The organism is Micromonospora sp. WMMB235, assembly GCF_001855515.1.
Classification (GTDB): Bacteria; Actinomycetota; Actinomycetes; order Mycobacteriales; family Micromonosporaceae; genus Micromonospora; species Micromonospora aurantiaca.
The window spans coordinates 3,471,652-3,498,355 of sequence record NZ_MDRX01000001.1; the positions used below are offsets into that span (position 1 = coordinate 3,471,652).

At 73.5% G+C, this 26,704-nt stretch carries 21 protein-coding genes and 1 pseudogene; 10 read left to right on the top strand and 12 right to left on the bottom strand.

The window, feature by feature from the left end; translation table 11 throughout:
* The first annotated feature begins 228 nt into the window (after nt 1–228).
* Nucleotides 229–1,656 carry a UDP-glucose/GDP-mannose dehydrogenase family protein gene (locus BFV98_RS14670; RefSeq protein WP_013284143.1) on the top strand — a complete coding sequence of 476 codons (1,428 nt, stop codon included), beginning with the start codon at nt 229–231 and terminating at the stop codon, nt 1,654–1,656.
* Between the two features lie 161 nt (nt 1,657–1,817).
* Nucleotides 1,818–6,731 (top strand): SCO7613 C-terminal domain-containing membrane protein, encoded by a 4,914-nt coding sequence (locus BFV98_RS14675; protein ID WP_071096714.1) that lies wholly within the window; start codon nt 1,818–1,820, stop codon nt 6,729–6,731.
* 293 nt (nt 6,732–7,024) lie between these two features.
* Here BFV98_RS14675 and purE read toward each other — a convergent pair whose 3' ends face one another.
* The 7 genes from purE to mca all read right to left on the bottom strand — a co-directional run bounded on the left by purE (nt 7,025) and on the right by mca (nt 15,791).
* The gene (gene purE, locus BFV98_RS14680; protein ID WP_013284141.1) at nt 7,025–7,516 is read right to left on the bottom strand and encodes a 5-(carboxyamino)imidazole ribonucleotide mutase; all 492 of its coding nucleotides are present in this window, start codon (nt 7,514–7,516) and stop codon (nt 7,025–7,027) included.
* On the bottom strand, nt 7,516–8,673 hold the full coding sequence (locus BFV98_RS14685) for a 5-(carboxyamino)imidazole ribonucleotide synthase (RefSeq protein WP_071096716.1): 1,158 nt from the start codon (nt 8,671–8,673) through the stop codon (nt 7,516–7,518). Before BFV98_RS14685 ends, purE begins: the two co-directional genes overlap by 1 nt.
* A gap of 64 nt (nt 8,674–8,737) precedes the next feature.
* Nucleotides 8,738–10,774 (bottom strand): thioredoxin domain-containing protein, encoded by a 2,037-nt coding sequence (locus BFV98_RS14690; RefSeq protein ID WP_013284139.1) that lies wholly within the window; start codon nt 10,772–10,774, stop codon nt 8,738–8,740.
* An 85-nt stretch (nt 10,775–10,859) separates the two neighbouring features.
* On the bottom strand, nt 10,860–11,753 hold the full coding sequence (locus BFV98_RS14695) for a hypothetical protein (RefSeq protein ID WP_013284138.1): 894 nt from the start codon (nt 11,751–11,753) through the stop codon (nt 10,860–10,862).
* Nucleotides 11,754–11,864: 111 nt separating this feature from the next.
* Complete coding sequence (locus BFV98_RS14700) at nt 11,865–14,360, bottom strand: bifunctional diguanylate cyclase/phosphodiesterase (RefSeq protein ID WP_176921772.1); 2,496 nt, start codon at nt 14,358–14,360, stop codon at nt 11,865–11,867.
* A gap of 216 nt (nt 14,361–14,576) precedes the next feature.
* Nucleotides 14,577–14,861 carry a hypothetical protein gene (locus BFV98_RS14705; RefSeq protein WP_013284136.1) on the bottom strand — a complete coding sequence of 95 codons (285 nt, stop codon included), beginning with the start codon at nt 14,859–14,861 and terminating at the stop codon, nt 14,577–14,579.
* 48 nt (nt 14,862–14,909) lie between these two features.
* Nucleotides 14,910–15,791, bottom strand: coding sequence for a mycothiol conjugate amidase Mca (mca, locus tag BFV98_RS14710; protein ID WP_013284135.1), 882 nt, complete (start codon nt 15,789–15,791; stop codon nt 14,910–14,912).
* Between the two features lie 243 nt (nt 15,792–16,034).
* Between mca and BFV98_RS14715 the strand changes: the two genes are divergently transcribed.
* Complete coding sequence (locus BFV98_RS14715) at nt 16,035–16,469, top strand: DUF4307 domain-containing protein (protein WP_013284134.1); 435 nt, start codon at nt 16,035–16,037, stop codon at nt 16,467–16,469.
* 145 nt (nt 16,470–16,614) lie between these two features.
* Nucleotides 16,615–17,115, top strand: coding sequence for a transcription elongation factor GreA (gene greA / locus BFV98_RS14720; RefSeq protein ID WP_013284133.1), 501 nt, complete (start codon nt 16,615–16,617; stop codon nt 17,113–17,115).
* Nucleotides 17,116–17,249: 134 nt separating this feature from the next.
* On the opposite strand, the gene ilvA is transcribed toward greA, so the two are convergent.
* The 4 genes from ilvA to BFV98_RS14740 all read right to left on the bottom strand — a co-directional run bounded on the left by ilvA (nt 17,250) and on the right by BFV98_RS14740 (nt 21,975).
* A complete protein-coding gene (gene ilvA, locus BFV98_RS14725) occupies nt 17,250–18,470 on the bottom strand; it encodes a threonine ammonia-lyase (protein ID WP_013284132.1) in 1,221 nt (406 codons plus the stop codon).
* Entirely contained in the window at nt 18,467–19,255 is a 789-nt protein-coding gene (locus BFV98_RS14730) for a DUF4328 domain-containing protein (RefSeq protein WP_232236674.1), read from the bottom strand. The genes ilvA and BFV98_RS14730 overlap by 4 nt, the downstream gene beginning before the upstream one ends.
* Nucleotides 19,256–19,403: 148 nt before the next feature.
* A complete protein-coding gene (locus BFV98_RS14735) occupies nt 19,404–20,816 on the bottom strand; it encodes an amidase (RefSeq protein WP_030271225.1) in 1,413 nt (470 codons plus the stop codon).
* A 16-nt stretch (nt 20,817–20,832) separates the two neighbouring features.
* Entirely contained in the window at nt 20,833–21,975 is a 1,143-nt protein-coding gene (locus BFV98_RS14740; RefSeq protein ID WP_071096720.1) for a cystathionine gamma-synthase, read from the bottom strand.
* 95 nt (nt 21,976–22,070) lie between these two features.
* Between BFV98_RS14740 and BFV98_RS14745 the strand changes: the two genes are divergently transcribed.
* The 4 genes from BFV98_RS14745 to msrA all read left to right on the top strand — a co-directional run bounded on the left by BFV98_RS14745 (nt 22,071) and on the right by msrA (nt 23,915).
* Complete coding sequence (locus BFV98_RS14745) at nt 22,071–22,397, top strand: hypothetical protein (RefSeq protein ID WP_071096722.1); 327 nt, start codon at nt 22,071–22,073, stop codon at nt 22,395–22,397.
* Between the two features lie 2 nt (nt 22,398–22,399).
* Nucleotides 22,400–22,747 (top strand): nucleotidyl transferase AbiEii/AbiGii toxin family protein, encoded by a 348-nt coding sequence (locus tag BFV98_RS33075; RefSeq protein WP_176921699.1) that lies wholly within the window; start codon nt 22,400–22,402, stop codon nt 22,745–22,747.
* Between the two features lie 9 nt (nt 22,748–22,756).
* Nucleotides 22,757–23,170 carry an HIT family protein gene (locus BFV98_RS14750; protein WP_013284128.1) on the top strand — a complete coding sequence of 138 codons (414 nt, stop codon included), beginning with the start codon at nt 22,757–22,759 and terminating at the stop codon, nt 23,168–23,170.
* Nucleotides 23,171–23,246: 76 nt separating this feature from the next.
* A complete protein-coding gene (msrA, locus tag BFV98_RS14755; RefSeq protein WP_071096724.1) occupies nt 23,247–23,915 on the top strand; it encodes a peptide-methionine (S)-S-oxide reductase MsrA in 669 nt (222 codons plus the stop codon).
* A 14-nt stretch (nt 23,916–23,929) separates the two neighbouring features.
* Here the strand turns inward: msrA and BFV98_RS14760 are convergent, their stop codons facing one another.
* Nucleotides 23,930–24,436 carry a hypothetical protein gene (locus BFV98_RS14760; RefSeq protein WP_071096726.1) on the bottom strand — a complete coding sequence of 169 codons (507 nt, stop codon included), beginning with the start codon at nt 24,434–24,436 and terminating at the stop codon, nt 23,930–23,932.
* A gap of 84 nt (nt 24,437–24,520) precedes the next feature.
* Here BFV98_RS14760 and BFV98_RS31915 point away from each other — a divergent pair.
* Both BFV98_RS31915 and BFV98_RS14765 read left to right on the top strand, forming a co-directional pair.
* A pseudogene (locus BFV98_RS31915) lies at nt 24,521–24,598 on the top strand (peptide-methionine (S)-S-oxide reductase); the annotation flags it as partial.
* 313 nt (nt 24,599–24,911) lie between these two features.
* A complete protein-coding gene (locus BFV98_RS14765) occupies nt 24,912–26,702 on the top strand; it encodes an N-acetylglutaminylglutamine amidotransferase (RefSeq protein ID WP_071096728.1) in 1,791 nt (596 codons plus the stop codon).
* Nucleotides 26,703–26,704: the final 2 nt, after the last annotated feature.

A 26,704-nucleotide genomic window follows, 5' to 3' on the forward strand; every position in this document is an offset into this window, starting at 1 on the left:
CGCTATCATGCGCAGTCTGTGCCGCCCGGGGGCCGACGACTGCCGCAAACTGAAGAATAGCCACCGGCCCCGGCCGAACCTTACCGGCGGGTAGGCTCGCGCCCGAGCCTCGCCCGCCCAACCCCATTACCCTCACAGCAGACATCCAGTTCCCTCGGTGCCCGGCCTCGGCGCCCCAGCAGAATGCGACGCGTGGAAGCGCCGCCAGTGCGAGCGGAGAAGACAGGCGTGACGATTCCGTACCCGAACACCCAGCCGATGCCCGCCATCGCCGCGGTGACCCCGCCGTCCGGCGCCGCCCGCCCGCGGGTGACCTTCCTCGGCACCGGCTACCTCGGTGCGACCTACGCCATCTGCTACGCGGAGCTGGGCTACGAGGTGCTCGGCTTCGACGTCGACGCGGACAAGATCGCCAAGCTGAACGCGGGCGAGGTGCCGATCCACGAGCCCGGCCTCGACGAGCTGCTGCGGCGCAACCTGGCCGCCGGCCGGCTGCGGTTCAGCACCGACATCCAGGAGACCGCCGACTTCGGCGACGTCCACTTCATCTGCGTCGGCACCCCGCAGCGGGCCGACGGCATGGGCGCCGACCTGTCGTACGTCGAGGCGTCCGTGACCAGCCTCGCCCAGCACCTGACCCGCAAGGCGCTGATCGTCGGCAAGTCCACCGTGCCGGTGGGCACCGCCGAGTGGGTGGAGCAGCTCGTCGGCAAGCACACCCCGGCCGACCTCGGCGTCGAGGTGGCGTGGAGCCCCGAGTTCCTCCAGGAGGGCTTCGCCGTCGACGACGTGCTGCGTCCGAACCGGATCGTGGTCGGCGTCAAGAGCGAGTGGGCCAACGGCATGCTCTTCGCCGCCCACAAAGGCGTCTTCGACCTCGCCGCCACCGAGGACCGCGAGGTGCCGCTGGTGGTCACCGACTTCGCCACCGCCGAGCTGGTCAAGGTCGCCGCGAACGCGTTCCTCGCCACCAAGATCTCCTTCATCAACGCGATGGCCGAGGTCTGCGAGGCGGCCGGCGGCGACGTCACCCAGCTCGCCCGCTCGATCGGCTACGACCCGCGCATCGGCAACCGCTTCCTCCAGGCCGGGCTCGGCTTCGGCGGCGCCTGCCTGCCCAAGGACATCCGCGCCTTCCAGGCCCGCGCGCAGGAGCTGGGCGCCGGTGAGGCGCTGCGCTTCCTGCACGAGGTGGACCTGATCAACCAGCGCCGCCGCAGCCGCGTGGTGCAGCTCGCCGCCGAACTGCTCGGCCGCCGCTCCGGGCCGGCCGGCCCGGACCTGTCCGGCACGCGGGTCGCGGTGCTCGGCGCCACGTTCAAACCCAACACCGACGACGTACGCGACGCGCCGGCGCTCGCGGTCGCCTCGCTGCTCGGCAAAGCCGGCGCCGACGTGCACGTGTTCGACCCGCAGGGGGTCGAGAACGCGCGCCGGGCGGTGCCCGAGCTGACGTACGAGGAGACGATGAACGACGCCGTCCGCGGCGCCGACCTGGTCTGCGTGCTCACCGAGTGGGCCGAGTTCCGCAACGCCGACCCGGTGGCCCTGGGCGAGCTGGCGAACGGCCGCAAGGTGGTCGACGGGCGCAACTGCCTCGACTCCACACTGTGGACGCAGGCCGGCTGGGAGTACCGCGGCATGGGTCGCCCCTGATCCGCTGAGCGCGCGGACCGGCCGCCGGGGAACGTCTCCCGGCGGCCGGTCCGTTTTTGTTGTCCCGAACGCGGCGGCAACTGTCGAAATCCCGGCCCACTCAAGGCATGCTGCCTCTGGGAGGTCCACAGTGCGGGGGCACGGGCGGACGGGAGACTGTCGTGGAGAGCTTCAGGTGCGCCTCGTGCGGGCAGGACATCAAGCCCGCCGTCGTCTGCCCGCACTGCGGCGCGCACCAGCCGCAGTGGGCCGAGCACCTGGCCGACATCGAGCGCTCGATCGCCGAGATGAAGGCCCGCGACGCCGAGATCGCCCGGGAGCAGCGGCAGATCGCCGCGAAGATGCAGGCCGCCCTCTTCCAGCGGGACATCCTGGCGCACGCCGGTGAGGAACGGATCCGGCAGGCCACCCGGCCGCGCCGGGTGCTGCGCCGCCGGCCCGGCCGCCGCCCGCCCACCGCCGCCACCGGCGCGCCGCCCCGGGTGCCCCGTCAGGGCACGCCGCCGCCCGGCCCGCCGGAGGACCTGCCCCCGTCGCCGCCGCGCGGCCGCCCCCGCTGGCTCGACGCGGACGACCCGGAGCACCCGCCCGAGGCGTCCTCGCGCGAGGTGCAGAACATCCCGCTCGGGCTGGGCGCGCTCCTGCTCGGCGTCGCTGCGGTGGTCTTCGCCGCGGTCGCCACCAGCTCGATGGACGCGCTGGCCCGCCTCGGCGTGCTGCTGGTGGCGACGGCGCTGATGCTGCTCGCCCCGCCGGTGCTGGCCCGGCGCGGGCTCACCTCCACCGCCGAGACCATCGCCGCGGTCGGGTTGCTGCTGGTGCCGCTGGCCGGGTACGCGCTCTGGGCCGTGGGCCGGATCGGCGGCGGCTCGTCGGGTGCCGCGTTCGCCGGGACGATCTTCCTGGTCACCACGCTCGTCGCCCTCGGGTACGCGTACGGGACGGGTCTGCGCGCGCCACGCTTCGCCACAGTGCTGGCCGCCCAGCCGGTGCTGCCGCTGCTGGCGTACGAGCGGATCACCGGGCCGGTCGGCTGGGCGCTGGTGCTGACCATGGTGGCAGTGCTCGACCTGGCGCTCGCGCGCTCGGCGGTGGTACGCGAGCGGCCCGTCCGGCGGGACCTGCCCGTCACCGAGCCGGCACCTCCCGTCCCGCCCCGGCAGCGCGCCGACGACGACCGGCCCGAGTCGGCGCCGGAGGAGTCCGCCGAGGTGCTGGGCGGTGAGACACCACCGGGTCCGGCCGCCACCGCCACCGCCCGGCCGGTGCCCTGGCTGCCCGAGCTGACCTGGCTGCTGCACGGCGTGGCGGTCGCTGTCGCGCTGGCGTACGCGGTGACCGGACTGCTGCGCGCCACCACGGTGCCGCCGGCCGCCGCCGCGGGCACGGTGCTGCTGCTCGCCGCCCTGGTCGCGCTGGCCGGGACGCTCGTGCTGCGCCGGCCGCCGCTGCCGGACGTGGGCGCCGGCATCCTCACGCTGGCGGTCATCGGCGCTCTCGGCCGGGTCGCCTCGGTGGCTCTGCCCGGCCGGTCCCTGCTGCTCATCTCCGCCGTCATCGCGCTGACCGGGCTCGCCGTCCGGGCCGTACCGGAGACGGCCCGGCGTGGCCCGCAGATCGCCTCCGCGGTGGCGCTCACGGTCAGCGGCCTGGTGGTCGCCGGTGGCGCGCTGCGCGCCGGGCTGGCCCCGGTCCGGGCCGCCTTGCCGGCGTGGTCGGCGGATCTGACCGGATGGCACGCCGAGCTGGCCCGGGCGGTCGGCCCGACCGGCTGGCAGCTCGCGGCCAGCGCGTCGTTGCTCACGATCGCCGCCGTGATCGCGCTGCCGGCCGAGATCCGGCGCGAGTTCGCGGTGGTCGGCGCGGCGCTCACCGCGCTCGCCGTACCCGCGTCGCTCGGTCTGGGCTGGGCGGCGGCCTGCTGGCCGATGCTGCTCACAGCGGTAGCGGTCGGCGTGCTCGGGCTGACCGCGCGTACCGAACGGTCCGCTGTGGCGCACGCGGTGACAGCGGCCGGGCTGGGCCTGGTCGGCGCGGGTGCTTCGCTCGCCCGCCCGGCGCTCACCGCCGCCGCGCTGACTGTTCTGTTCCTGGCCGGGGCGCTGGTGTCCCTCGCCCCGCGGGTCCGGCTCGCCGCCGCCGCGACGGAGACGGTCTGCTCCTGGGCCGCGGGCGGTGCGGCGTTCGCCCTGCCCGGTGCCGTCGCCGCGTTCGTGGCGGCCACGGTGCCGACGCCGCCGGTCGCCACACCGGCGAACCTGCGCGAGATCACCGTGCCGATCCTCGCGGCGAGCTTCCTCGCCGTCTGTGTCACGCTCGGCTACGCCGCCCTGGTGCAGGTGGCGCAGCGGCACCTGAGCATGCCGCACGCGCTCGGTACGGTGCTCGGCGCGGTGGCGGTCGCCGCCGCCGCGTTCGGCGCGCCGGGCGCGACCTCGGCCGACGCGTGGGTGGGGAGTCTGCTCCTGGTCGCCGCCGCGCTGCTGGCGCTCGCCCCACGCATCGACGCCGGCCGCCGCGCGGACATGTCCCTCGACGGGTCCGACCTGGCGCTCGCCGCCACCACAGTGGCGCTCGTCGCCACGCTGGCCCGGATCGCCGCGGTGCTCGCCCCCGGCGGTCAGCTCGTGGTGGCCTCCGCGCTGGTGCTGCTGGTGGCGGTGGCCGCCCGCGCGCTGCCCGAGGAGTGGCGGCGCGGCCCGATTCTCGGCATCGCCGCCGGTGGCACGCTGATCGGCCTGATCGCCGCCTGGAGCGCGTTGCGCGGCGGACTCGGCGTGCTGGCCACCCCCGGCCCGATCTGGGCCGGTGACCTGTCCGGCTGGCCGGCCGCGCCGACCGGCGGGTCGACCTGGCAGGCCCCGGTCGCGCTGGCGCTGCTGGGGGTGACCGCGGCGATCCTGCTGCCGCCGCCGTGGAAGTACGACGTCTCCGGCCTGGCCGCCGTGCTCGCCACGGTGGGCGCACCGGCCGCGTTCGACCTGCCCTGGTGGTCCCCGGTGCTGGTCGGCTGCATGGTGGCCACCGTCTACGGCATGGCGGCCGCGGCCGCTGTCGATCCCCGGGCCGCGCTGTCCCGGGCCACAGTGGCCGGGGTGGTGGCGCTGCACGCGGCCGGGGCCGGGCTGGTACGGCCGTGGACGACAGCGCTGGCGCTGGGCAGCATCGCGTTGATCGGCGCGACGGTGGCCGCAGTGGCCCGCACGCTCGCGCCTTCCCTCGTCGACGACATCCGCAGCGAGGGCATGCCGCCGCACCTGGTGCAGGTGGGCGGCGCGGGCGCCGGAGCCGCACTGCTCGCGCTGCCCGGCGCGGTGGCCGCGCTGGCAGTCGAGTACGGCCGCCCACCGCAGGTGGTGCTCACCGCCGCGCTCGCCGCCGCCAGCATCGGGCTGGCCGCGATCGCGGCGGTACGCCGGCAGGTGCCGCAATACCTTCCGTACGCCAGCGTCGCGGTGGTCGGCGCGGCCACAGTGACCGCCGCCGCGGCGCTCGCTGTCGGCCTGCCGGCGGGGGTGTTCGCCGCCGCCGCCGCGCTGCTCGGTGTGCTCGCCGAACTGGTACGGGCCGCCACCGTCCCGCCCGCCGGTTCGGGCCGGCCGGTACGCCGCTGGACCGTGCTGCTCAACGGGGCGCTACGACGTGCCCCGGACGATCCCGAGCTGCGCTGGCGGGTCAGCCCGGCGGCCGGCGCGCTCGCCGCCGCGGCGCTGCCCACCGCACTGGCGCTGGCCACTCTGGCGCCCTCACTCGTGGTGGCGCTGTTCTCGCCGTTCGCGGTGCTGAGCCGGGTGTGGCAGGGGCCACCACCGGAGTTGCTGACCCCGCCGCCGGAGGCGGTCAACCCCACGCACGTGCTCACCGCGCTGCTGCTGACGGTGACCGCGGCGCTGGCCGCCACCGGGTTCAGCGGCGGCCGGCGGTCCCGGGCGGTGCCGGTGATCCTGCCCGGCGCGGCGATCACCCTGCTGATCACGCCGGTGGCGCTGGGGCGGGGCTGGCCGGTGACCGCGCTGGCCGCGCTCGCGGTGTTCACCATCTCGATGCTCGGGCTGGCGCTGACCCCGCCACCGGCGATCGCCGAGCCGGGCCGGTCGATCCGGGTGGCCCGGGTGCTGGTCTTCGCGCTGGGGCTGGCCGCCGGTGGCGCCGGGCTGGCCGGCAGCCTCGCCACGAGCGACCTGACCGTGTTCACGCTCGGCGGGGCGGTCGGCGTGGGTGCTGTCGCCGCGCTGTTCGGCACCACCCAGCGGGCGCGCATCCTGGGCTGGTTGTTCGGCTCGGTGATGGCTCAGCTGTTCGTGCTCACCATCGGCCTGAAGTCCGGGCTGGCGGCCGTCTGGTCCGCGTTCGGGGTGCTCGCCGTCGGCGCGGCGTTGCAGGTGTTCGCCGCCACGCTGCCCCGGCTGCGCCGTCCCGAGGCGTACCGGGAGGCGGCCACAGTCGAGTGGAGCGGCTACGGGGCGGCGCTCATCGCGCTGGCGCTGGCGTACGACTCGCCCCGGCACATCGCCGCGCTGCTGGCCGCCTGGGGCGCGGTCCTCGGGGTGGCGGCCAGCCGTCCGGGACGCCGTCCGATGGAACGCAACCTGCTGTTCTGGGCGGTGGTGGCCTGCGAGATCAGCGCCTGGTGGATCCTGATGCGGGTGGCCGACGTGGCGCTGCCGGAGGCGTACACGCTGCCGTTCGCCGCGCTGGCCCTGCTGGTCGGCGTCCTGCAACTGCGGCACCGGCCCGACCTGTCGAGCTGGGTGGCGTACGGGCCGGCGCTGGTCACCGCGTTCCTGCCCACGCTGGCGATCGTGATCGCGACCGAATCCAGCATGCTGCGTCAGGTGCTGCTGCTGCTCGGCGCCGTCGCGGTGCTGATCTTCGGCTCGACCAGCCGGCAGCAGGCCCCGGTGATCGTCGGCGCGACGGTGACCGCTATCGCGGCCGTGCACGCGTTGTTCAGCCTCGGCCCGTGGCTGGTCCTGATCCCGGTCGGCATCGTGCTGCTGGTGCTCGGTGCGAGCAATGAACGCCGCCGCCGTGCCCAGGAGCGCCTCCAGACCGCCCTGCGCGGCATGCGGTGAGCCGGTCCCGGTCGGGGCCGGGACGCGACTGAGCAGGTCACGCTCCGTGTCGAAGGGTCGCGGCGGGGATGATGCCCCTCTGCCGCCTTTGCTCTGCACCCACTGACGCAACAGTCACCAATTGTGACGACGGCCGCCGCCGAGCCGTTTGGGGGCGCGAGGCCGGGTTGCAGGTCAGAGCCATGCTGCGCCGATGGCTGCAGAGCAAAGTCGGCGGAGGGCACAGACACGCGTCGGCCCGGCCGGTCACGCTGAGCGACCAGGCACCTGGGAAACAGAGAGTGATGAGACGGTCAGATCAGGGAGGCGCGCAGCGCGGCATCCTTCTCCGCGACCAGGTCCTCCAGGCTCGCCTGGTAGGCGGCCATCCTGTCGCGCAGCACCGGGTCCGAAGCGCCCAGGATGCGTACCGCGAGCAGGCCGGCGTTGCGGGCGTTGCCGATCGACACGGTGGCGACCGGCACCCCGGCCGGCATCTGCACGATGGACAGCAGCGAATCCATGCCGTCCAGGTACTTCAGCGGCACCGGGACACCGATCACCGGCAGCGGGGTGACCGAGGCGACCATGCCGGGCAGGTGAGCCGCTCCGCCCGCGCCCGCGATGATCACCTGGACACCACGTCCGGCGGCGGCCCGGCCGTACTCGATCATCTTGACCGGGGTGCGGTGCGCCGAGACCACACCAACCTCGTACGGCACGCCGAACTCGTCGAGCGCCTCGGCGGCGGCCTTCATGACCGGCCAGTCCGAGTCGCTGCCCATGATCAGCCCGACGGTGCTCATCAGTGCCCCTCCTGGAGCCAGCGGGCGGCACGCGCGGCCCGGGCCCGTACGTCGTCCAGGTCGTTGCCGAGCACGGTGACGTGCCCGATCTTGCGGCCCGGACGGACCTGCTTGCCGTACAGGTGGACCTTGGCCCCGGGCTCGGCGGCGAACAGGTGGTGCAGCCGCTCGTCGATGGACCTGCCGCCCGGCGAGCCACCCAGCACGTTCGCCATCACCACGACCGGCGCGGTCAGCGAGGTGTCCCCCATCGGGTAGTCGAGCACCGCCCGCAGGTGCTGCTCGAACTGGGAGGTCCGGGCCCCTTCGATGGTCCAGTGCCCGGAGTTGTGCGGCCGCATCGCCAGCTCGTTGACGACCAGCCCGGACGGCGTGTCGAACAGCTCCACCGCGAGCAGGCCGACCACGCCGAGCGCGGTGGCCAGGTCGATGGCGAGCTGCTGCGCGGCCACGGCCTGCTCCTCGGGCAGGTCGGGCGCGGGCGCCAGCACCTCGACGCAGATGCCGTCGCGCTGCACCGTCTCCACCACCGGGTACGCGGCGACCTGCCCGAACGGCGAGCGCGCCACCTGCACGGCCAGTTCCCGGCGCAGCGCCACCCGCTCCTCGACCAGCAGCGGCGTGCCACCGGCGAGCAGCGTGGCGGCCAGCTCACCGGCCTGACCGGCGTCGTCGACCATCCAGACGCCGCGCCCGTCGTAGCCGCCCCGGGCGGCCTTGAGCACCACCGGCCAGCCGGTCTCCTCGCCGAAGGCGATCAGGTCGGCCGGGGACTCCACCGGACGCCAGGCCGGGTTCGGCGCGCCCAGCTCGCCGAGCCGTTCCCGCATCACCCGCTTGTCCTGCGCGTGCACCAGCGCCTCGGCCGGCGGGAACAGCTTCACGCCCTCGTCGGTCAGGGTGCGGATGTGCTCGTTGGGGACGTGCTCGTGGTCGAACGTGACCACGTCGCAGCCCTTGGCGAACGTCCGCAGCGCGGCCAGGTCGGTGTGGTCGCCGTACTGGACGTCGGCGGCGACCAGCGCGGCACCGTCGTCCGGGGCGAGCGCCAGCACGCGCAGCGACTGGCCGAGAGCGATGGCGGCCTGGTGGGTCATCCGGGCGAGCTGGCCGCCACCCACCATGCCCACGACGGGGAGACCGGTACGGGAGTCCATAGCGCCGCCAGCCTATAAGGGCCGGTGCCGGGCCGGACCGTGAGGGCGGCCCGGCCCACTCCGCTCAGCCGAGCTGCGCGATCAGCTCCTCGACGCCGGTCACCGGGCGCTGGCAGACGAAGCCCCGGCAGACGTACGCGGCGGGCTTCCCGTCGACGAACGGCCGCCCGGCCAGCAGCGGCACGCCGGGCTGGTCCGGGGCGCCGGCCACCACCACCGCGCCGGGCGGGGCGTGGCGCCGGGCCGCGGCCACCAGCGGGTCGCCCTCCGGGTCACCGGTCGCCACAGCGATCTCGTACGGCCCGGACAGCAGCGCCTCGCCGACGGTGGCCGCGTACCCGGTGAACCGGGCGTGCCTGTCGACGATCGGCGCGACCGTCGTCAGCGTCTTCTCGGCCGCCTCCCGGTAGCGGGTCTCGCCGGTCAGCGCCGCGTACGCCACGAGCGCCGCGACGATCGCCGACCGGCCCGACGGGGTGGCGTTGTCGGTCGGGTCGGCGGGCCGGGTGACCAGGCGCTCGGCGTCGTCGGCGGTGTCGTAGAAGGCGCCGTCCGGGCCGGCGAAGCGGGCCAGCGCCACGTCGAGCAGCTCACCGGCCAGCGTCAGCCACCGCCCCTCGCCGGTGAGCTGGTGCATCGCGCAGAACGCCTCGGCGACGCAGCCGTAGTCCTCCAGCACCCCGGCCGGCTGACCCACGACCTTGTCCCGGGAGACGCGGCGCAGCCGGCCGTCCACGAGATGCACGGTGGCCAGGTGCTCGGCGGCGTCCCGCATCGCACCGTCGGAGACGATGAGCACGCCGTCCATCAGGTTCGCGTCCTCGTCGTCGGGCGACACGAGCAGCGAGGCAACCTGCTGGAACTCCGCGATGGCGGTGATCGCGAGCCCGTTCCAGGCGGCCACCACCTTGTCGTCGCGGGCGGGCTGGGGCCGGGTGTCGCGGGCGGCCAGCAGCCGGCCCACCACGTCCTGCCAGCGGGCCCGCACCTCCGGGTCGGCGTCGTCGACGTCCCGGGCCAGCCGCAGCACGCTGGTGCCGTGCTCGAACGTGCCGTCGGCGGTGACCTCGAAGAGGTCCGCGGCGAAGCGGCCGTCGTCCTCCCCCAGCACCTCGACGAGCTGGTCGGGCGTCCAGACGTAGGTGAGCCCCTCGACGCCCTCGGTGTCCGCGTCGAGCGCGGAGGCGAAGCCCTCACCGGCGCGGTGCAGCTCGTCGGCGAGGAAGCGGGCGGTGTCGCGGGCCACCCGGCGGGCCAGCCGGTCGCCGGTGAGCCGCCAGAGCTGGGTGTAGACCCGCAGCAGCAGCGCGTTGTCGTAGAGCATCTTCTCGAAGTGCGGCACGGTCCAGTGGCCGTCCACCGAGTAGCGGGCGAAGCCACCGGCGAGCTGGTCGTTGAGGCCGCCGCGGGCCATCGCCTCGCAGGTGTGCCGGACGATCTCCAGGCTGCGCGCCGAGCCGGTGCGCTGGTGGTGCCGGAGCAGGAAGAGCAGGTTCATGTGCGGCGGGAACTTCGGTGCGCCGCCGAAACCGCCGTTCGTCTCGTCGTACTCCCCGGCGAGCCGGCTCGCGGCGGCGTCGAGCAGTTCGGCGGTGAGCGGGGCGGTGACGCCGCCGACGGCCTGCGCGCCGCCGATCGCCTCGACCACTGCGGTGCCCTGCCGCAGCACCGCCTCGCGCTGGTCGCGCCAGGCGGTGGCGACCGAGCCGAGCAGCCGGATGAAGTTGGCGCGGGGGAAGTACGTGCCGCAGAAGAACGGGGTGCCGTCCGGCGTGGCGAAGACGGTCATCGGCCAGCCGCCCTGCCCGGTCATCGCCTGGGTGGCGGTCATGTAGACCGCGTCGACGTCGGGGCGCTCCTCGCGGTCGACCTTGACGCAGACGAAGTCGTCGTTCATCAGCCGGGCAACTGCCTCGTTCTCGAACGACTCGTGGGCCATGACGTGGCACCAGTGGCAGGCCGCGTAGCCGACCGAGATCAGCACCGGCACGTCCCGCCGTTTCGCCTCGGCGAACGCCTCGTCGCACCAGGGCCACCAGTCGACCGGGTTGTCGGCGTGCTGGAGCAGGTAGGGCGACGTGGCCTCGGCGAGTCGGTTCACCACCCGACCTTAGCGAGCGCGCGGAGCCGGTGCGGCGCGAGTGCGGCGGCCGGGCCGGGGTCGTGGTCCCGGCCCGGCCGCCGTCTCACCGGGTCAGGGTGAGCGTCGAGGTGTCCCGCACGGTGAACTCGTTCCAGTACTCGAAGTCGCGGACCAGGATCTCGCTGACCGCCTGGGCGGTGCCGCGCTGGAACTTGACGTCGGCCGGGTAGGTGGTGGCCGACCACGGCACCACCTGGCCCGGAACGCACGGGATGTGGGGTGAGAAGTAGCCACGCACCATGCCCGCCTTCTTCTGTTCCTGGACGAGTTCGCCCGCGATGGAGAAGGAGTCCGCCCGGGTGCAGGTGATCGAGCCGCGGACGGTGGCGATGCCCTTGTTGTCCACCGTCGCGACCGGATCGACGGTCAGTGTGACGTCGAGCGCCGGCAGCGGCGGCGGGTTGCCGATGTGGACCTGGCCGCGCAGACCGCCGGTCGCGCCCTCGCACCGGATCTCGAAGGTGGCGTCGAAGCGCTCGACGTAGTCGAAGGGCCCCCACGCGGCGTCGATGACCGTGAACGAACCGGTGCTCTGCGCGCAGGAGCGCCCCCAACCGCCGTTGTAGAGGCGGATGCCGGCCGTGCCGCTCCCGTCCGGCTGGCCGACGTTCTGGTAGGTGTCACCCGCCTTCAGCGGCTGGCCGGCCGGGGCGCTGATCTCCAGACGCCAGGTGTTGTCGGCGTCGCTCCAGAACTCCATCCCGAAGTGCTGCTGGTCGTGGCCCCACGCGTTCATCTCGTCGCCCGGCGTCGGTGCGGCGGAGCTGTAGGAGTAGGAGTTGCCGGCGGTGATCGGATCACCCGGCTCGCCGGTGACGGCGAACGACCAGGACTCCGCCGGCCGGGCCTGCGCCGGCGCGGGCATGACCAGGCCGGCGGCGCCGGTGGTCAGCGCCATGGTCGAAGCGAGCAGGATCCGTCGCCAGGAACGTCTCATCGTCGTCCTCCCCGTGTGGACGTCAGCGGGGACGCCTGTCGTGCCCGCCGTGCCAGCAGCGTAGGACCGGCCGGGCGTCCTCCGCTGCCCCGTCCACGGCGGACGGACCGGTCAGGAGGCGCCGTCGGCGCGCAGCGGGAAGACGTTGCCCCGGGCGGCGTCGCGCAGCGACGCGAGTACTGCGGCGATCTTGTCAGCCGGCATCGGCTTGAAGAAGTGGTAGCCCTGGGCGGCAGTGCAGCCCAGCTCAGCCAGCGCGGTGCGCTGCTCGGCGGTCTCGACACCCTCGGCCACCACCCGCAGGCCCAGTTCGTGGGCCAACCCGACGGTGGTCCGGACGATCGCCGCCGCCTCCGGCGAGTCGGCCATCCGGAGCACGAATGAGCGGTCCACCTTCAACTCGTCGACGGCGATGCGGGTGAGGAACGTCAGCGACGAGAAGCCGGTGCCGAAGTCGTCCACGGCGAGCTGCACGCCCATGCCACGCAGCGTGGCCAGCACCTCGTCGATGACCTCCAGCTCGCTCATCACCACCGTCTCGGTGATCTCCAGGACCAGCCGGTGCGGCGGCACCTGGTGGCGGCGCAGCGCCTCCTCGATCTCGGCGGGCAGCCGCGGGTCGAGCAGGCTGCGCGCGGACAGGTTCACCGAGATCGGGACGTCCAGCCCGTCCCGCGCCCATCCGGAGGCGACCTCCAGCGCCTTGTCCAGCACGTACCGGGTGAAGCTGCCGAGCTGCTCGCTGTTCTCCACCGGGCGGATGAAGTCGGCCGGACCGAGCCAGCCCCGGCGCGGATGCCGCCACCGGATCAGCGCCTCCACCCCGGTCGGCGCGCCGGTCGCCAGGTCCACCGCCGGCTGCAACGCCAGCACCAGCTGGTCGTCGGCGGCGAGAGCCTCCCGCATCTCCGCGAGCAGCGCCAGGTGGTCGGTGCTCGCCGCGTCGCGGGAGCTGTCGTACGCGGCGACGCTGCCGCCGCCCTCCTTCGCCTGGTACATGGCGATGTCGGCGCGCCGCAGCAGCTCCGTCAGGTCGGCCGCGCCCGCGTCGGCGACCACGACGCCCACCGCGACCTCCACGGACATCCGCACCCCGGCCACCTCGGTCGGTGCGGCGAGGCGCTCGGCGACCTCCCGGGCCTGGCGCAGCGCGTACGCCAGCGGGGCCGTCCGGTCCTCGACCAGCGGCACCGAGGTCAGCAGCAGCGCGAACTCGTCGCCGCCGAGGCGCCCGAGCAGGTCACCCGGCCGGGTCAGCGCGGCGAGCCGGTTGGAGGTGAGCCGCAGCAACTGGTCGCCCGCCGAGTGCCCGAGCGTGTCGTTGACCTCCTTGAACTGGTTCACGTCGAGCAGCAGCAGGGCCACCGGGTGGTCGTGCGCGCGCTGCCGCAGCGCCTGGTCCCCCTTGGCCAGCAGCGCCGCCCGGTTGAGCAGTCCGGTGAGCTGGTCGTGCACCGCGTCGTACGACGAGCGGGCGGTGACCAGCCGCAGCTCCCGGTGCGTGGCGGCGTCGTGCAGGGCGGCGGCCAGCGCGTCGCCGAAGGCCGCCACGCCGTCGCGTTCCCGGGCGCTCGGCGGGGCGGACCGGGCGAACCGCACCCGCAGGCGGCCGACGTCGGCGGATCCCACGGCGAGGCGGCGCACCAGTTCGTGCTCCCCCGCGTCGGCGCCGGCGGACGGCTCCACCTCCCGGTCGTGTACCTGCCCGCCACGGTCGGCCCGGTAGCGGCGCCAGCGTCCCTCACCCCGGGCCACGTCGACCTCGACCAGTTCCGCGCCGAACAGGGTGAGCGCGCCGGTCACCGCGGCGGTCGCCACGCCGCGCTCGTCGAGCTGGTTGAGCGCGGCGGTGGCCTCGGCGAACGCCCGCCAGGTACGCCGCTCCTGGTCGGCCCGGAGCCGGTGGCGGTAGGTCTGCTGGAGCAACCAGAGCGGCGGCGGCAGGAGCAGCAGCCAGCGCGCGTCGAGTTCGAGCAGCGCGACGACCACCAGGCCGACCGCCACGTTGCCGACGAACATGAGCAGCTTGCCGCGCAGCGCGGCGAGCAGCGGCGGACCGATCGCGATGCCGTGCCGCAGGGCGAGCGTGACGGCGCCCAGGAAGGCGGTGGTGAGCAGGTACGTGACCGCGGCGGCGGTGAGCGTGAGCGCCAGCTCCGGGGTGGGCGCGGCGAGCAGCGGCGGGCCGAGCGCGGTGGCCACCGCGGCGGCGAGCGCGGTGGCGGCGGTGAGCGAACCGGCGATCGCCACCAGTTCCAGCGCCGGACGGCGGTCGGAGACCATCGACATCACGGTCCAGGCGGCGCCCACGCCCAGCAGTGCGGCGGCCGGGAGCCAGCACGCCGGCACCAGCCAGAGGCAGACCACGAGCGCGGCCTCGCCCCAGGTGATGCTCACCATGCCCGAGGCGGTACGGAAGCGCAGCCGGGCAAGCTGGGCCACCGCGAACGCGACGATGGCGATGCCGAAGCGTGCCGGACCGGGCAGTGGGTGGTCGGCCGGCAGGTGGGACGGGACGGTGAGGCCGAGCGCGGCGGCGAGCAGACCGGTCAGCGCGACCGCGACGGTGAGCAGGACGACGCCCACCGGTGTCCCGCGCAGGCCGATCCGGTCGGGGGAACGGTCGGCCGGCTCGGTGGTCACGGGGCCGCCCCGTCGACGGGTCGGGCCGGGGCATGGTCGGGGGCCGGTGCTGTCTTCGACATCGGCGTCCCCCTTCCGCGCAGGGTCCGGGGCCTGACGGTCCCCCCGGCGGAAGGCTAAGCCAAAGCCGGTGGTCGCAACAGGGGGCGACAACCGGCTTCGACGTGATTCACGCGGTGTTCAGCTGTTCCGGTGCTGCTGGGAGCCGTTGGGCGCATTCGTCGGTGAATCCTGCTCGACGAGCCCGTCTGTCGGATCGGCGACTGCGGAATCGGCCCGGCCGGGGGTGCCCTGCTGCGGGAAGCGGTCGGGCAGCCGGCGCAGCCGGGCGTTCATGTTGCGGATCAGCAGGACGGTGACGGTGGCCAGCGCGACGATGAGGAAGAGGCCCATCGGACCGGCCAGACCACCCGTACGGGTGTCACCGAAGTTGTTCTGCGCGAGCACCTCGACGGTGGTCAGCATGGTGTTCCTCCGATGTGCGACTGAGCACCAGGGTAGACCCCGGCCGGGTCAGTGGGCACGGCACGCCTCTCGTACGCCGGCGAACAGGTCGGACTCCGGCAGCGGGCTGTCGACCAGCGAGCGGGCGAGCTGGAAGTCCTCCGTCGGCCAGGCGCGCTTCTGCAACTCCATCGGCACCTGGAACCAGAAGCCGTCCGGGTCGATCTGGGTGGCGTGCGCGCGCAGCGCGTCGTCGCGGACCGGGAAGTAGTCGGCGCACTCGACCCGGGTGGTGATCCGGGCGCCCTTGTCGGGGCGCTCGTCCCAGCGCTTCATCCACTCGCCGTACGGCGACTCGAGCCCGGCGGCGAGCACCGCCTCGTGCAGGCTCATGATCTTGGCGCGGGAGAAACCCACGTCGTAGTACAGCTTCAGCGGCTGCCACGGCTCGCCCAGCTCGGGGTGGCGGTCCGGGTCACCGGCCGCGTCGAACGCCGCCACGGTGATCTTGTGGGTCATGATGTGGTCGGGGTGCGGGTAGCCGCCCTCCTCGTCGTACGTGGTGACGACGTGCGGGCGGAACTGCCGCATCAGGCGCACCAGCGGCGCGGCTGCGACGTCCACGTCCTGGAGGGCGAAGCAGCCCTCCGGCAGCGGCGGCAGCGGGTCGCCCTCGGGCAGCCCGGAGTCGACGAAACCGAGCCACGCCTGCTCGACGCCGAGGATGGCCCGGGCGGCGTCCATCTCGGCCCGCCGGATGTCACCGATGTTCGCCCAGACGTCGGGGCGGTCCATCTTGGGGTTGAGCACACTGCCCCGCTCGCCACCGGTGGCGGTGACGACCAGGACGTCCACCCCCTCGGCGACGTATTTCGCCATGGTGGCGGCGCCCTTGCTCGACTCGTCGTCGGGATGGGCGTGCACCGCCATGAGACGCAGCTGTTCTGCCACCTTCGGCGCTCCTCGTCTGTGCCCGCCGACCGACCCCCGGGCCGGCCGGCTGACCTGCCGGAATCTCCCCCCGCGCCCGCGAAAGCCCCCGTGACGGCCGGTCGAGGGCCGCCACCGGAGTGGCCAGGGCCACGCCCGCCGGTCCAGGCCGACCTGCCATCCTTGACTCAGCGCCGGGCTGGGAAGATGGACCTAGCCATTCTTGCCGATGCCGCCGACAACAACGCCAGGAGATACCCGCCGGTGAGCGAGACGCACGCCACAGTCGCCGCGAAGGCACCGGTCTTCCCGCCGGGCCGCTACGGCCGCCGCCGGGAGCCGGGGCGCCGCCGGCCGGTCCTGCTCGCCCTGACGGTGACGGTCATGCTCGCCGTCCTCGGCCTGGGCGCGGCGAAGCTCTACTACCAGTACGGCGACCCGGAGTACCAGGGCGAGATGATCAGCTACACCGACATCACCGACTCCCGGGTGATCGTCGATTTCCGGGTCACCGTGCCGCCGGGCGGCTCCGCCACCTGTCTGCTGCGGGCCCGCTCCCACGACGGGGCCCAGGTGGGCAGCGCCGAGGCCACCGTGACCGCGGAGCCCGGCCAGCGCCACATCCGGACCCGGCAGGAGGTCCCCACGAGCGCCCGGCCGTTCATCGGCGAGGTCCTGCGCTGCCGGCCCGCCGGCTGAGCCGGACCGCCGGCGAGTCGCCGGCCACCGCACCCCGGTCCCGCCGCCGGCACCCGGGGTGATTGATCACACCTCGACGCGACCCGCACTGGTAGCCTTGCAAGTTCACCTGTCAGCCAGTCCGCACCAATCGAGGAGACCGCCTGTGTCCACAAATGGAAACGAGGCGCCCGCCACCTGGCTGTCCCAGGACGCCTACGACCGTCTGCAGGCCGAGCTCGACGAGCTGATCGCCAACCGACCGGTCATCGCCGCCGAGATCAACGCCCGGCGCGAGGAGGGCGACCTGCGGGAGAACGGCGGCTACCACGCCGCCCGCGAGGAGCAGGGCAAGGCCGAGGGCCGCATTCTCTACCTCAAGGAGCTGCTGCGCACCGCCAAGGTCGGCGAGGCGCCGGACACCGACGCGGTGTCGCCGGGCATGGTCGTGAAGATCTACTTCGACGACGACGCCGACGACAGCGAGACCTTCCTGCTCGGCTCCCGGGAGATCGCCTCCACCACCGACCTCACGGTCTACAGCCCCGAGTCCGCGCTCGGCAAGGCCATCCTCGGCGGCAAGGCAGGGCAGACCTGCACCTACACGGCGCCCAGCGGCGCCGATATCAAGGTGACCATCGTCTCCTTCGAGCCGTACAGCGGCTGACCCCTCCGGACCCGCGCCGGACGGCTCGGGTCCCGAACCCGACCGAGGCTGACAGGCCCTCCTCGGACCCGAGCCGCACACCCGAACGCCCCGACCGGATCATCCGGCCGGGGCGTTCGCGTTCCCCCGAGCGCTCAGCCCTCGCCGGTGAAGACCACCTGGTAGCCGCTGGCCCGCAGCGCGCTGATCAGCGTGTCCGAGTGCTCCACCCCGCGGGTCTCCACGGACAGGGCCACCTCCACCTCGCCGAGGCGCAGGTGCGGGTTGGCGCGCTGGTGCACCACGTCCACCACGTTGGCCCGGTGCTCGGCGATCTCGCTCAGCAGGGAGGCGAGCTGGCCGGGCCGGTCCGTGCAGCGCACGGTGATCCGCAGGAACCGGCCCGCCGCCGCCAGGCCGTGCTCGATCACCCGGAGCATGAGCAGCGGATCGATGTTGCCGCCGGAGAGCACCGCGACGACCGGCGCGGTCACCTCCACCGCGCCGGCCAGCAGCGCCGCCACGCCGACCGCGCCGGCCGGCTCGACCACCTGCTTGCCGCGTTCCAGCAGCATCAGCAGCGCCCGGGAGATGTCCTCCTCGGAGACCGTGACGACGTCGTCGACGAGCTTGCGGACATGGGTGAAGGTCAGCTCGCCCGGACGGCCGACCGCGATCCCGTCGGCGATCGTCGCGAACGAGGGCAGCCGCAGCGGCTCGCCGGCCCGCAGCGAGGGCGGGAAGGCTGCGGCGCTCGCCGCCTGGACCCCGATCACGCGTACGTCGGGACGCAGCGCCTTGGCCGCCACCGCCATGCCCGAGACCAGGCCGCCGCCGCCCACCCCGGTCACGATGGTGCGCACGTCCGGGCACTGTTCGAGGATCTCCAGCGCGACGGTGCCCTGCCCGGCGATCACGTCCGGGTGGTCGAACGGGTGGATGAACACCGCTCCGGTCCGCTCGGCGAAGGTCTGCGCCGCGACGAGCGACTCGTCCACCGTGTTTCCGACCAGCTCGATCTGCGCGCCGTACCCCTTCGTGGCGGCGACCTTCGGCAGCGGCGCGTTCACCGGCATGAAGACGGTGGCGTGTGCGCCGACCAGCCCGGCGGCGAGCGCCACCCCCTGGGCGTGGTTGCCGGCGCTCGCCGCGACCACGCCGCGGGCCCGCTCCTCGGCCGAGAGCCGGGAGATCCGCACGTACGCACCGCGCACCTTGTACGACCCGGCGCGCTGGAGGTTCTCGCACTTGAGCCAGACCGGCCCGCCGAGCGCGGCGCTGAGCGGCCGCGACGGCTCCAGCGGGGTGGTACGGGTGACACCGGCGAGCAGTTCCCGCGCGGCCTGTACGTCGGCGAGACCGACCAGTTCCGTCATGCCCCGATCGTGCCACCCGGGGTGGGCGGAACCTGCGGCGACGTCGGCGCAACCGGCATCGGCGCGGCGGGCGCGGGCCAGCCCGGTCGGCCGGGCCAGACCGGCTGCCCGGGCCACACGGGCACGGCCCGGGAGAGCCGGTCCTGCTGGGCGGCGGAGATCCGGCGGACCAGCACGACGAACGCGATCCCGGCGACCAGGCAGGCCACCGCCGGCACCAGCCGCGGCGCGAGCGCGTCCTCGTAGAAGCGCACGTACGTGGCGAACTCCGCGTCGTTGCGGGGCAGCTCGGTCAGCCGGTCGTAGCGCTGCTGCTCGGCCCGCGCGACGAACCGGTCGCCGATCAGGAACACCAGCCAGCTCGCCCACCACACCCCGACCAGCCACGACTGGCGGCGCTGCCACACGCTGTTGCGGAGCAGGTCGGCGAGCACCCGGGCCGGTACGACGAGGTTGGCCAGCGGCACCAGCCACCCCGCGATCGCCCACGCCGGGCTCAGGTTCGGCACCGCGCCCGGGAACGCGTCCAGGTTCTTGCGGGCCCGCCAGGTCCAGATCACCACGAGCGTCCCGGCGGTCAGGAGCGCGAGCAGGTAGGGCACCGAGAACAGCACCTCGGCCAGCACCGCGCCGAGCAGCACGTCCCGGTCGAGCTGCTCGGCGGCCGAGCGGGCCATCCGCACACCCACGAGCGGGAACAGGGCGGTGAGCAGGTAGCACAGGGTGGCGGCACCGACCGCGGACGCGCCGGCCACGGCCAGGCCGCGCACGCCGTACGTGGGCACGCCGGGGCTCACCGCGGGCTGACCGACTCGGGTGCCGCAGCGCCGGCACTCCTCATAGGCCGGGGACGTGGCGTCGCCGCAGGTCTGGCAGTGCATCGGGGACCGTCCGAGGTGGTGAGCGCGACAGGGGTGCGCACACGCTAGACGATCACCCGGCGGCCGGCGACCCCGTTCCGACGCGGGGATAGCCGGGGGCGTGCCGGGCCCACGGCGCCTGCAACTCGAACTGGCCGGCCACTCCGAGCAGCAGCAGTTCGGAGCCGGGCGGGCCGACGAACTGCACACCGACCGGCAGGCCGTCCGGGCGGCGGCCGACCGGCACCACGATCGACGGCAGCCCGGCGATGTTCCACGGCGCCGCGTACGGGGCGTACCTGATGTTGGTCGACATGTTCGCCAGCCAGGAGCGGCCGGACCACCCGGCGGCCTCCGGCGGCGGCCCGGCCAGCGCCGGGGTGAGCAGCAGGTCGATCGAGTTGTCCGCGAAGAAGTGCACGGACCGTTCGCGCCAGGCGGCCCGGTCGGCCTCCCGCACGTACCCCCGGCGCTGCGCCCACTCGCCGAGCCTGACGTGCCGGCGGCTGCGTCGCTGGAGTTGACGCGGCGCCACCCCGGCGGCGCGCACGTCGGCGGCGGCCGCCGCGAACCAGGTGGCGATGCCCTGGAGGCCGAGCCGGGTCGGGTAGACCGGGTCGGCGGGCACGGTGTCGTGACCGGCAGCGGCCAGCAGCCGGCCGGCGGCGGCGACCGCGTCCCGGTTCGGCGCGTCCGGCGAGACGCCGCGTACCGGCGAGCGCAGCGAGACGCCCACCCGCAGCCGCTCCGGCGGGACCAGCTTGTCCGGCCGGCGGCCGGCCAGCACCGAGAAACCGACCACCGCGTCGGCGACGGTGCTGGTCAGCATGCCGTGCTCGGTGAGGCCGAACCAGTCGTCCGCGCCGAGCTGGCAGGGCACCACGCCCCTGCCGGGCTTGAGCCCGACCAGGCCGCAGCAGGCCGCCGGGATGCGGATCGACCCGAGACCGTCGTTGCCGTGGGCCATCGGCACCAGCCCGGCGGCCACCGCGGCGGCCGCGCCGCCCGACGAGCCGCCGGGGGTACGCGCCGGATCCCACGGGTTGCGGGTCACAGCGGTGTCGTCGTCGGTGAGGGCCCACAGGCCCAGCTCCGGCATCCGGGTGACGCCGAGGATGACAGCGCCCGCGCCGCGCAGCCGCCGGACCACCTCGTGGTCGGCCTCCGCCACCTCGGTACGCATCGCGGCCGACCCGTTCCAGGTGGGCAGGCCGGCCACCGGCGTGTTCTCCTTGACCGCCACCGGCACCCCGGCGAGCGGCAGGTTCGCCAGTTCCTCCTGCTCGTCGACCTTCTCCGCCTCGGTGATCGCCTCGCCGCCGCGTACCGTGCGGAACGCGCCCAGCTCGGCGTCGACCCGGGCGACGTGGTCCAGGTGGTCGGCGACGACCTGGGTGGCGGAGACGTCGCCACGGCGTACCGCCCGGGCGATCTGTTTCGCGGTCGTCCCGACCCAGGTCGTCGGCAAGATGTCCGGCACTGCCACCCTCCCCAACCAGCGGTCAGCCCAGGGCCTGCTCCAGATCGGCGAGCAGGTCGTCGACCGTCTCGATGCCGACAGACAGTCGCACGAGATCGCCGGGAACTTCAAGCGGCGAGCCCGCAGCGCTTGCGTGTGTCATCCGGCCCGGGTGCTCGATCAGGGACTCGACGCCGCCGAGCGACTCGGCGAGCACGAACAACCGGGCCCGGTTGCAGATCTGGACGGCGTGCTCCTCGCCGCCCGCCGCGCGGAACGAGATCATGCCGCCGAACCGGCGCATCTGCTTGGCGGCCACCTCGTGGCCGGGGTGCGAGGGCAGGCCCGGGTAGACGACCTGGGCGACCTTGGCGTGTCCGTCCAGGTAGGCCGCGATCCGCTCGGCGTTGTCGCAGTGCCGGTCCATCCGTACCCCGAGGGTCTTGATGCCGCGCAGCGTGAGCCAGGCGTCGAACGGCCCGTTGACCGCGCCCATCGCGTTCTGGTGGTAGCGCAGCTCCTCGCCGAGCGTGCGGTCCGCCGCGACGAGCGCGCCGCCGACCACGTCGGAGTGCCCGCCGACGTACTTGGTGGTGGAGTGCACCACCACGTCCGCGCCGAACGCGATCGGCTGCTGGAGGTACGGCGAGGCGAACGTGTTGTCGACCACCAGCAACGCGCCGGCGTCGTGCGCCACCGCGGCGAGCGCGGCGATGTCGGCGATGCCGAGCAGCGGGTTGGTCGGCGTCTCCACCCAGACGATCCTGGTGGTGCCCGGGCGGATCGCGGCACGAACGGCGTCCGGGTCGGAGACCTTCGCCGGGGTGTACGACAGGCCCCAGCGCTCGGCCACCTTGGCGAACAGCCGGTACGTGCCGCCGTACGCGTCGTCCGGGATCACCACGTGGTCGCCCGGCTTGCAGACGGTCCGCAGCAGCGTGTCCTCGGCGGCCAGGCCGCTGGCGAAGGCGAGCGCCACCGGGCCGCCCTCCAGCGCGGCGAGGCACTCCTGGAGCGCGTCGCGGGTGGGGTTGCCGGAGCGGCTGTACTCGTAGCCCTCGCGGGGCGCGCCGACGGCGTCCTGGGCGTACGTGCTGGTCTGGTAGATCGGCGGGATCACCGCACCGGTGCGGGCCTCCGGGTCCTGACCGGCGTGGATGGCGAGTGTCTCGAAGCCGTAGCTCATGCCGCAGACGTTAGCCCCCCGCCCGCTCCCGCTCTCGTCAACCCGGCGCGAGTCACAACCGCGAAGGTGTCGGGGTGGTGGGCCATACTGGTCCGGTGAGTACGACCGAGGCGCTCCCCTCCCGCCTGCACGGCGTCGCCGACCGGATCCCCACGTGCCTGGACGACCTCAAGGGGCCCGAGCACGGCCGGGTCACGCTGCCGATCCGCCTCGCGTGGTCCGGTCTCACCGAGTTCGACGTCGACGACAGCGGGCAGCGGCTCACGCTCTACCGCACGCTGATGGACTGCGGGCAGCGCGAGGACATCGTCCGGTACGTGAATCCGGCGCTTCTCCGGCAGGACTGGTCCCGCATCCGCAAGCTGACCGCACACCGGGTGATCCGCCTCTGGGAGAGCAGGATCCCGGGCCTGGCGGCCTAGCCGTGGACGAGTTGCACACGCGCTTGCTGCGCGTCGGATTCCGCGCCGGCGACGACCTCGGTCTGGTGCTCGCGGGTGGGTACGCACTCGCCGCGCACGATCTCGTGAGCCGGCCGTCCCGCGACATCGACTTCGCCGTCTGTGGGAGGCGGACATCCGGGCGCGCCTCGCCAACGGCGAGACCGGCACGACTGGCATCCCCGAAGACGACTGGGACGCCTACCTCGACCGCCTCTGACCGCGCCCGGTTTCTCGTCGATCATGAGGTTGACGGCGGTCACGGTCCGATTTGTCGCCGCCAACCTCATGATCACACTCGCCCGGAGGTGGGTCGACCGGGTGGGGCCTAGGGTGAGCTCGTGAGCGGGTGTGTGTTCTGCGGGATCGTGGCGGGCGCGGTACCGGCGTTCCGGGTGACCGACGAGCCGGACGGGGTCGCGTTCCTCGACACCCGGCCGGTGTTCAAGGGCCACGTGCTCGTGGTGCCCCGCACCCACCTGGTCACCCTGTCCGACCTGCCGGCCGACGCGCTGCCCGGCTACTTCCGGCTGGTGCAGCGGATCGCCGTGGCGGTGGAGACCGGTCTGGGCTCCGGTGGGACGTTCGTGGCGATGAACAACCGGGTGTCCCAGTCCGTACCGCACCTGCACACCCACGTGGTGCCCCGGACCAAGGGCGACGGGCTGCGCGGCTTCTTCTGGCCGCGCACCCGGTACGCCGACGACGCCGAGGCGACGGAGTTCGCCGGGCGGATCTCGGCGGCGCTGGCCTGACGCCGACGTGGGCGGGTAAGGAACCCGGGGCCGACGATGTTGCACACGCTGGGAAAGCCAAGAGAGGAGTCCCACCGTGTTCCTCCGCCGCATGAAGGCCGAAATGATCTCTCCTGACCAGGCCCTGCCGGGCCGCCCGATCGCGATGCCGATCGCCGACCGGCACGAGGTGCTGCCGTCCTCGCTGAAGGGCCCGTTCCCCGAGGGCGCGCAGGTCGCCGTCTTCGGCATGGGCTGCTTCTGGGGCGCCGAGCGGCTGTTCTGGACCCTCCCCGGCGTGATCACCACGTCGGCCGGTTACGCGGGCGGGTACACCACCAACCCGACGTACGAGGAGGTCTGCTCGGGCATGACCGGGCACGCCGAGGTGGTCCAGGTGGTCTACGACCCGTCGAAGATCGCCTACGAGGACCTGCTCAAGGTCTTCTGGGAGAACCACGACCCGACCCAGGGCATGCGCCAGGGCAACGACGTGGGCACCCAGTACCGCTCGGCCGTCTACACCACCACCGACGAGCAGCTGGCCGCGGCCAAGGCGTCGCGGGACGCGTTCGCGCCGATCGTGGCCCGGGCCGGCAAGGGTGAGGTCACCACCGAGATCGCCCCGCTCGGCGACTACTACTTCGCCGAGGACTACCACCAGCAGTACCTGGCGCCGACGAAGAACCCGAACGGCTACTGCAACCACGGTCCGAACGGGCTGAGCTGCCCGGTCGGCGTTGCGCGGGTCACCGAAGCGCACTGAGCGCGTCTCGCGACCTACGGGAGGGGGACCTCGACGTCCGGTTCCCCTCCCGTCACCACGAACGGTGCGTACCCACGGTCGATCGTGTCGACGACCAGGTCCGAGAAGACCAGCGAGATGTTGTGGCCGTTCGCCTCGATGAGGGCCTCGTGAAACGGAAGATCGAGGAGCTGCGACCACCGCTTCGCGTCAGGCGAATCCTGCAGAAGCTTCATTCCCGGGTACAGCTCCTGCCACTTGACACCCCACACGTAGCCGTCGAGGTCGACGCCCTGCTCATTGTCGACGAGCCGGTCGTCCAGTGATCGCGTCCAGACCTCAGGCGGCACGGCGGACGTGGCCACGGCTCGGACGCAGTGCTTGAACCGGTACCTCAGGTGCTTCGGGGTGATTCCGGTGCGGGGATCGGCGGTCGCGTAGACGAAGACGTCGTAGTCGCGCATGTGGTCGGCGAAGCCGTGGAACACGAGGGCTTGATCGAATACGTCGTCGAACGCGGCCCGGATCTCGTCGATGTCCACGCCCGCATCATCGCAGCGGCCCTGCACGAGCCGTAGGGAGCCCTCGCTGCGGGCCTCGAAGCACCTCACCACCCGCCAGAGGGCAAGAATACGAACGGCTACTGCAACCACGGACCGAACGGGCTGAGCTGCCCGGTCGGAGTGGCCCGCACCTCGGGCTAGCCCCACCGCGCGCCGGCGGCACCCACGCTCGCGCGATCCTGCAGTTCGGTGCCCCTCGAGGCTCGCAAAAGAGGCAACCCAGGCGCCCGAACTGCAAGATCGGCGACGAACCGTGGGCCAGCCGCCGGCACCCGTCTCTGCGGCGTTCCTCACAGCCTCGCCGGAGCCGATTTCCGACATCGGGGGGAGCGAGGCAGGAACCGAAGGCGTGACAGGCAACCACCCTGCGTGACGGCGCATCGTAGCAAGCTGTCACACGTTCGTCATCGTCTCAACAGGCGAACTGCAACAAGCTCTGGCAGCATTGGCTCGTATGTGCGGACTTGCGGGAGAGTTCCGCCGTGACGGTTCACGCGCCGACGTCTCGGCCGTGGAGCGGATGGCGGCCACGATGAGTGACCGAGGGCCCGACGACAGCGGCGTCTGGTCGCAGGGCCCGACCGCGCTGGGACACCGGCGCCTGAAGATCATCGACCTGTCCGCGGCGAGCGGCCAACCCATCGTGGACGCCGCCGCCGGGCTCACCGGTGTCTTCAACGGCTGCATCTACAACTATCGAGAGCTGCGCGCCGAGCTGCAGGCCAAGGGCCACCGGTTCTTCTCGTCCGGCGACAGCGAGGTCGTGGTCAAGGCGTACGCCGAGTGGGGTCTCGACTTCGTCGACCACCTGATCGGCATGTTCGCGGTGGCGATCAGCGAGCGCGACACCGGCCGCCTGGTGCTGGCCCGGGACCGCCTCGGCATCAAGCCGCTCTACCTGGCCGAGAGCCCCGGCGTGGTGCGGTTCGCCTCGACCCTGCCGGCGCTGCTCGCCGGTGGCGGCATCGACACCACCATCGACCGGGTGGCGCTCGCCCACTACCTGAGCTTCCACAGCATCGTGCCGCCGCCGCGCACGATCCTGGCCGGTGTCACCAAGCTGCCGCCGGCCACGGTCCGGGTGTACGAGGCGGACGGCTCCACCCACGAGCGGGTGTACTGGGATCCGGCGTTCAGCCGCGCCGCCGATCGGGCCGGCTGGTCCGAGCGGGACTGGCAGGACGCGCTGCTCGACTCGCTGACCACAGCCGTACGCCGCCGCATGGTGGCCGACGTGCCGGTGGGCGTGCTGCTCTCCGGCGGCCTCGACTCCAGCCTGGTCGTCGCGCTGCTCGCCGGCGAGGGGCAGGCCCGGTCCGGACTGGCCACGTTCTCCATCGGCTTCGACGCGGTCGGCGGCCGGGAGGGCGACGAGTTCGTCTACTCCGACCTGGTCGCGAAGACGTTCGGCACCGACCACCACCAGATCCGGGTGCCCACCGGTGACCTGCTGCCGCCGCTGGAATCCGCCGTCGCGGCCATGAGCGAACCCATGGTCAGCCACGACTGCGTGGCGTTCTGGCTGCTCAGCCAGGAGGTCGCGCGGCACGTCAAGGTGGTGCAGTCGGGCCAGGGCGCGGACGAGATCCTCGGTGGCTACCACTGGTACCCGCCGCTCGCCGGGGTGGACCGGGAGCAGGCGCTCGAGACGTACGCGAAGGCGTTCTTCGACCGCGACGCGGCCGGACTGGCCCGGGTGCTCAACCCGGCGTGGCTGGCCGACGGCGACCCGGCGCGGGAGTTCGTGGCCGCGCACCTGGGCCGCGCGGGGGCGCAGACCGCCGTCGACGCGGGCCTGCGGATCGACACCCAGGTCATGCTGACCGACGACCCGGTGAAGCGGGTCGACAACATGACCATGGCGCACGGGCTGGAGGCCCGGGTGCCGTTCCTCGACCACGAGTTCGTCGAGCTGGCCGCGAGCTGCCCGCCGGAGCTGAAGCTGGCCCAGGGCGGCAAGGGCGTACTCAAGGAGATCGGGCGCCGCGTCCTGCCGCACGAGGTCATCGACCGGCCCAAGGGCTACTTCCCGGTGCCCGGACTCACCCACCTGGAGGGCAAGCTCCTCGACCGGGTACGCGACGCGCTGACCGCGCCCGAGGCGCGCCGTCGCGACCTGTTCCGCGCCGACTACGTCGACGCGCTGCTCGCCGACCCGAACGCCGAACTGACCCCGTTGAACGGAAACAAGCTGTGGCAACTGGGACTCCTGGAAATGTGGCTCCAGAGCCACGGAATCGACTGACC

Excerpts from the sequence above, each read along its gene's own strand:
- BFV98_RS14765 (WP_071096728.1), top strand. The coding sequence starts at position 24,912 with ATGTGCGGACTTGCGGGAGAGTTCCGCCGTGACGGTTCACGCGCCGAC.
- BFV98_RS14685 (WP_071096716.1), bottom strand. The coding sequence starts at position 8,673 with ATGGACTCCCGTACCGGTCTCCCCGTCGTGGGCATGGTGGGTGGCGGC.
- ilvA (WP_013284132.1), bottom strand. The coding sequence starts at position 18,470 with ATGACGGAACTGGTCGGTCTCGCCGACGTACAGGCCGCGCGGGAACTG.
- BFV98_RS14695 (WP_013284138.1), bottom strand. The coding sequence starts at position 11,753 with ATGAGACGTTCCTGGCGACGGATCCTGCTCGCTTCGACCATGGCGCTG.
- purE (WP_013284141.1), bottom strand. The coding sequence starts at position 7,516 with ATGAGCACCGTCGGGCTGATCATGGGCAGCGACTCGGACTGGCCGGTC.
- BFV98_RS14740 (WP_071096720.1), bottom strand. The coding sequence starts at position 21,975 with ATGAGCTACGGCTTCGAGACACTCGCCATCCACGCCGGTCAGGACCCG.
- BFV98_RS14705 (WP_013284136.1), bottom strand. The coding sequence starts at position 14,861 with ATGCTGACCACCGTCGAGGTGCTCGCGCAGAACAACTTCGGTGACACC.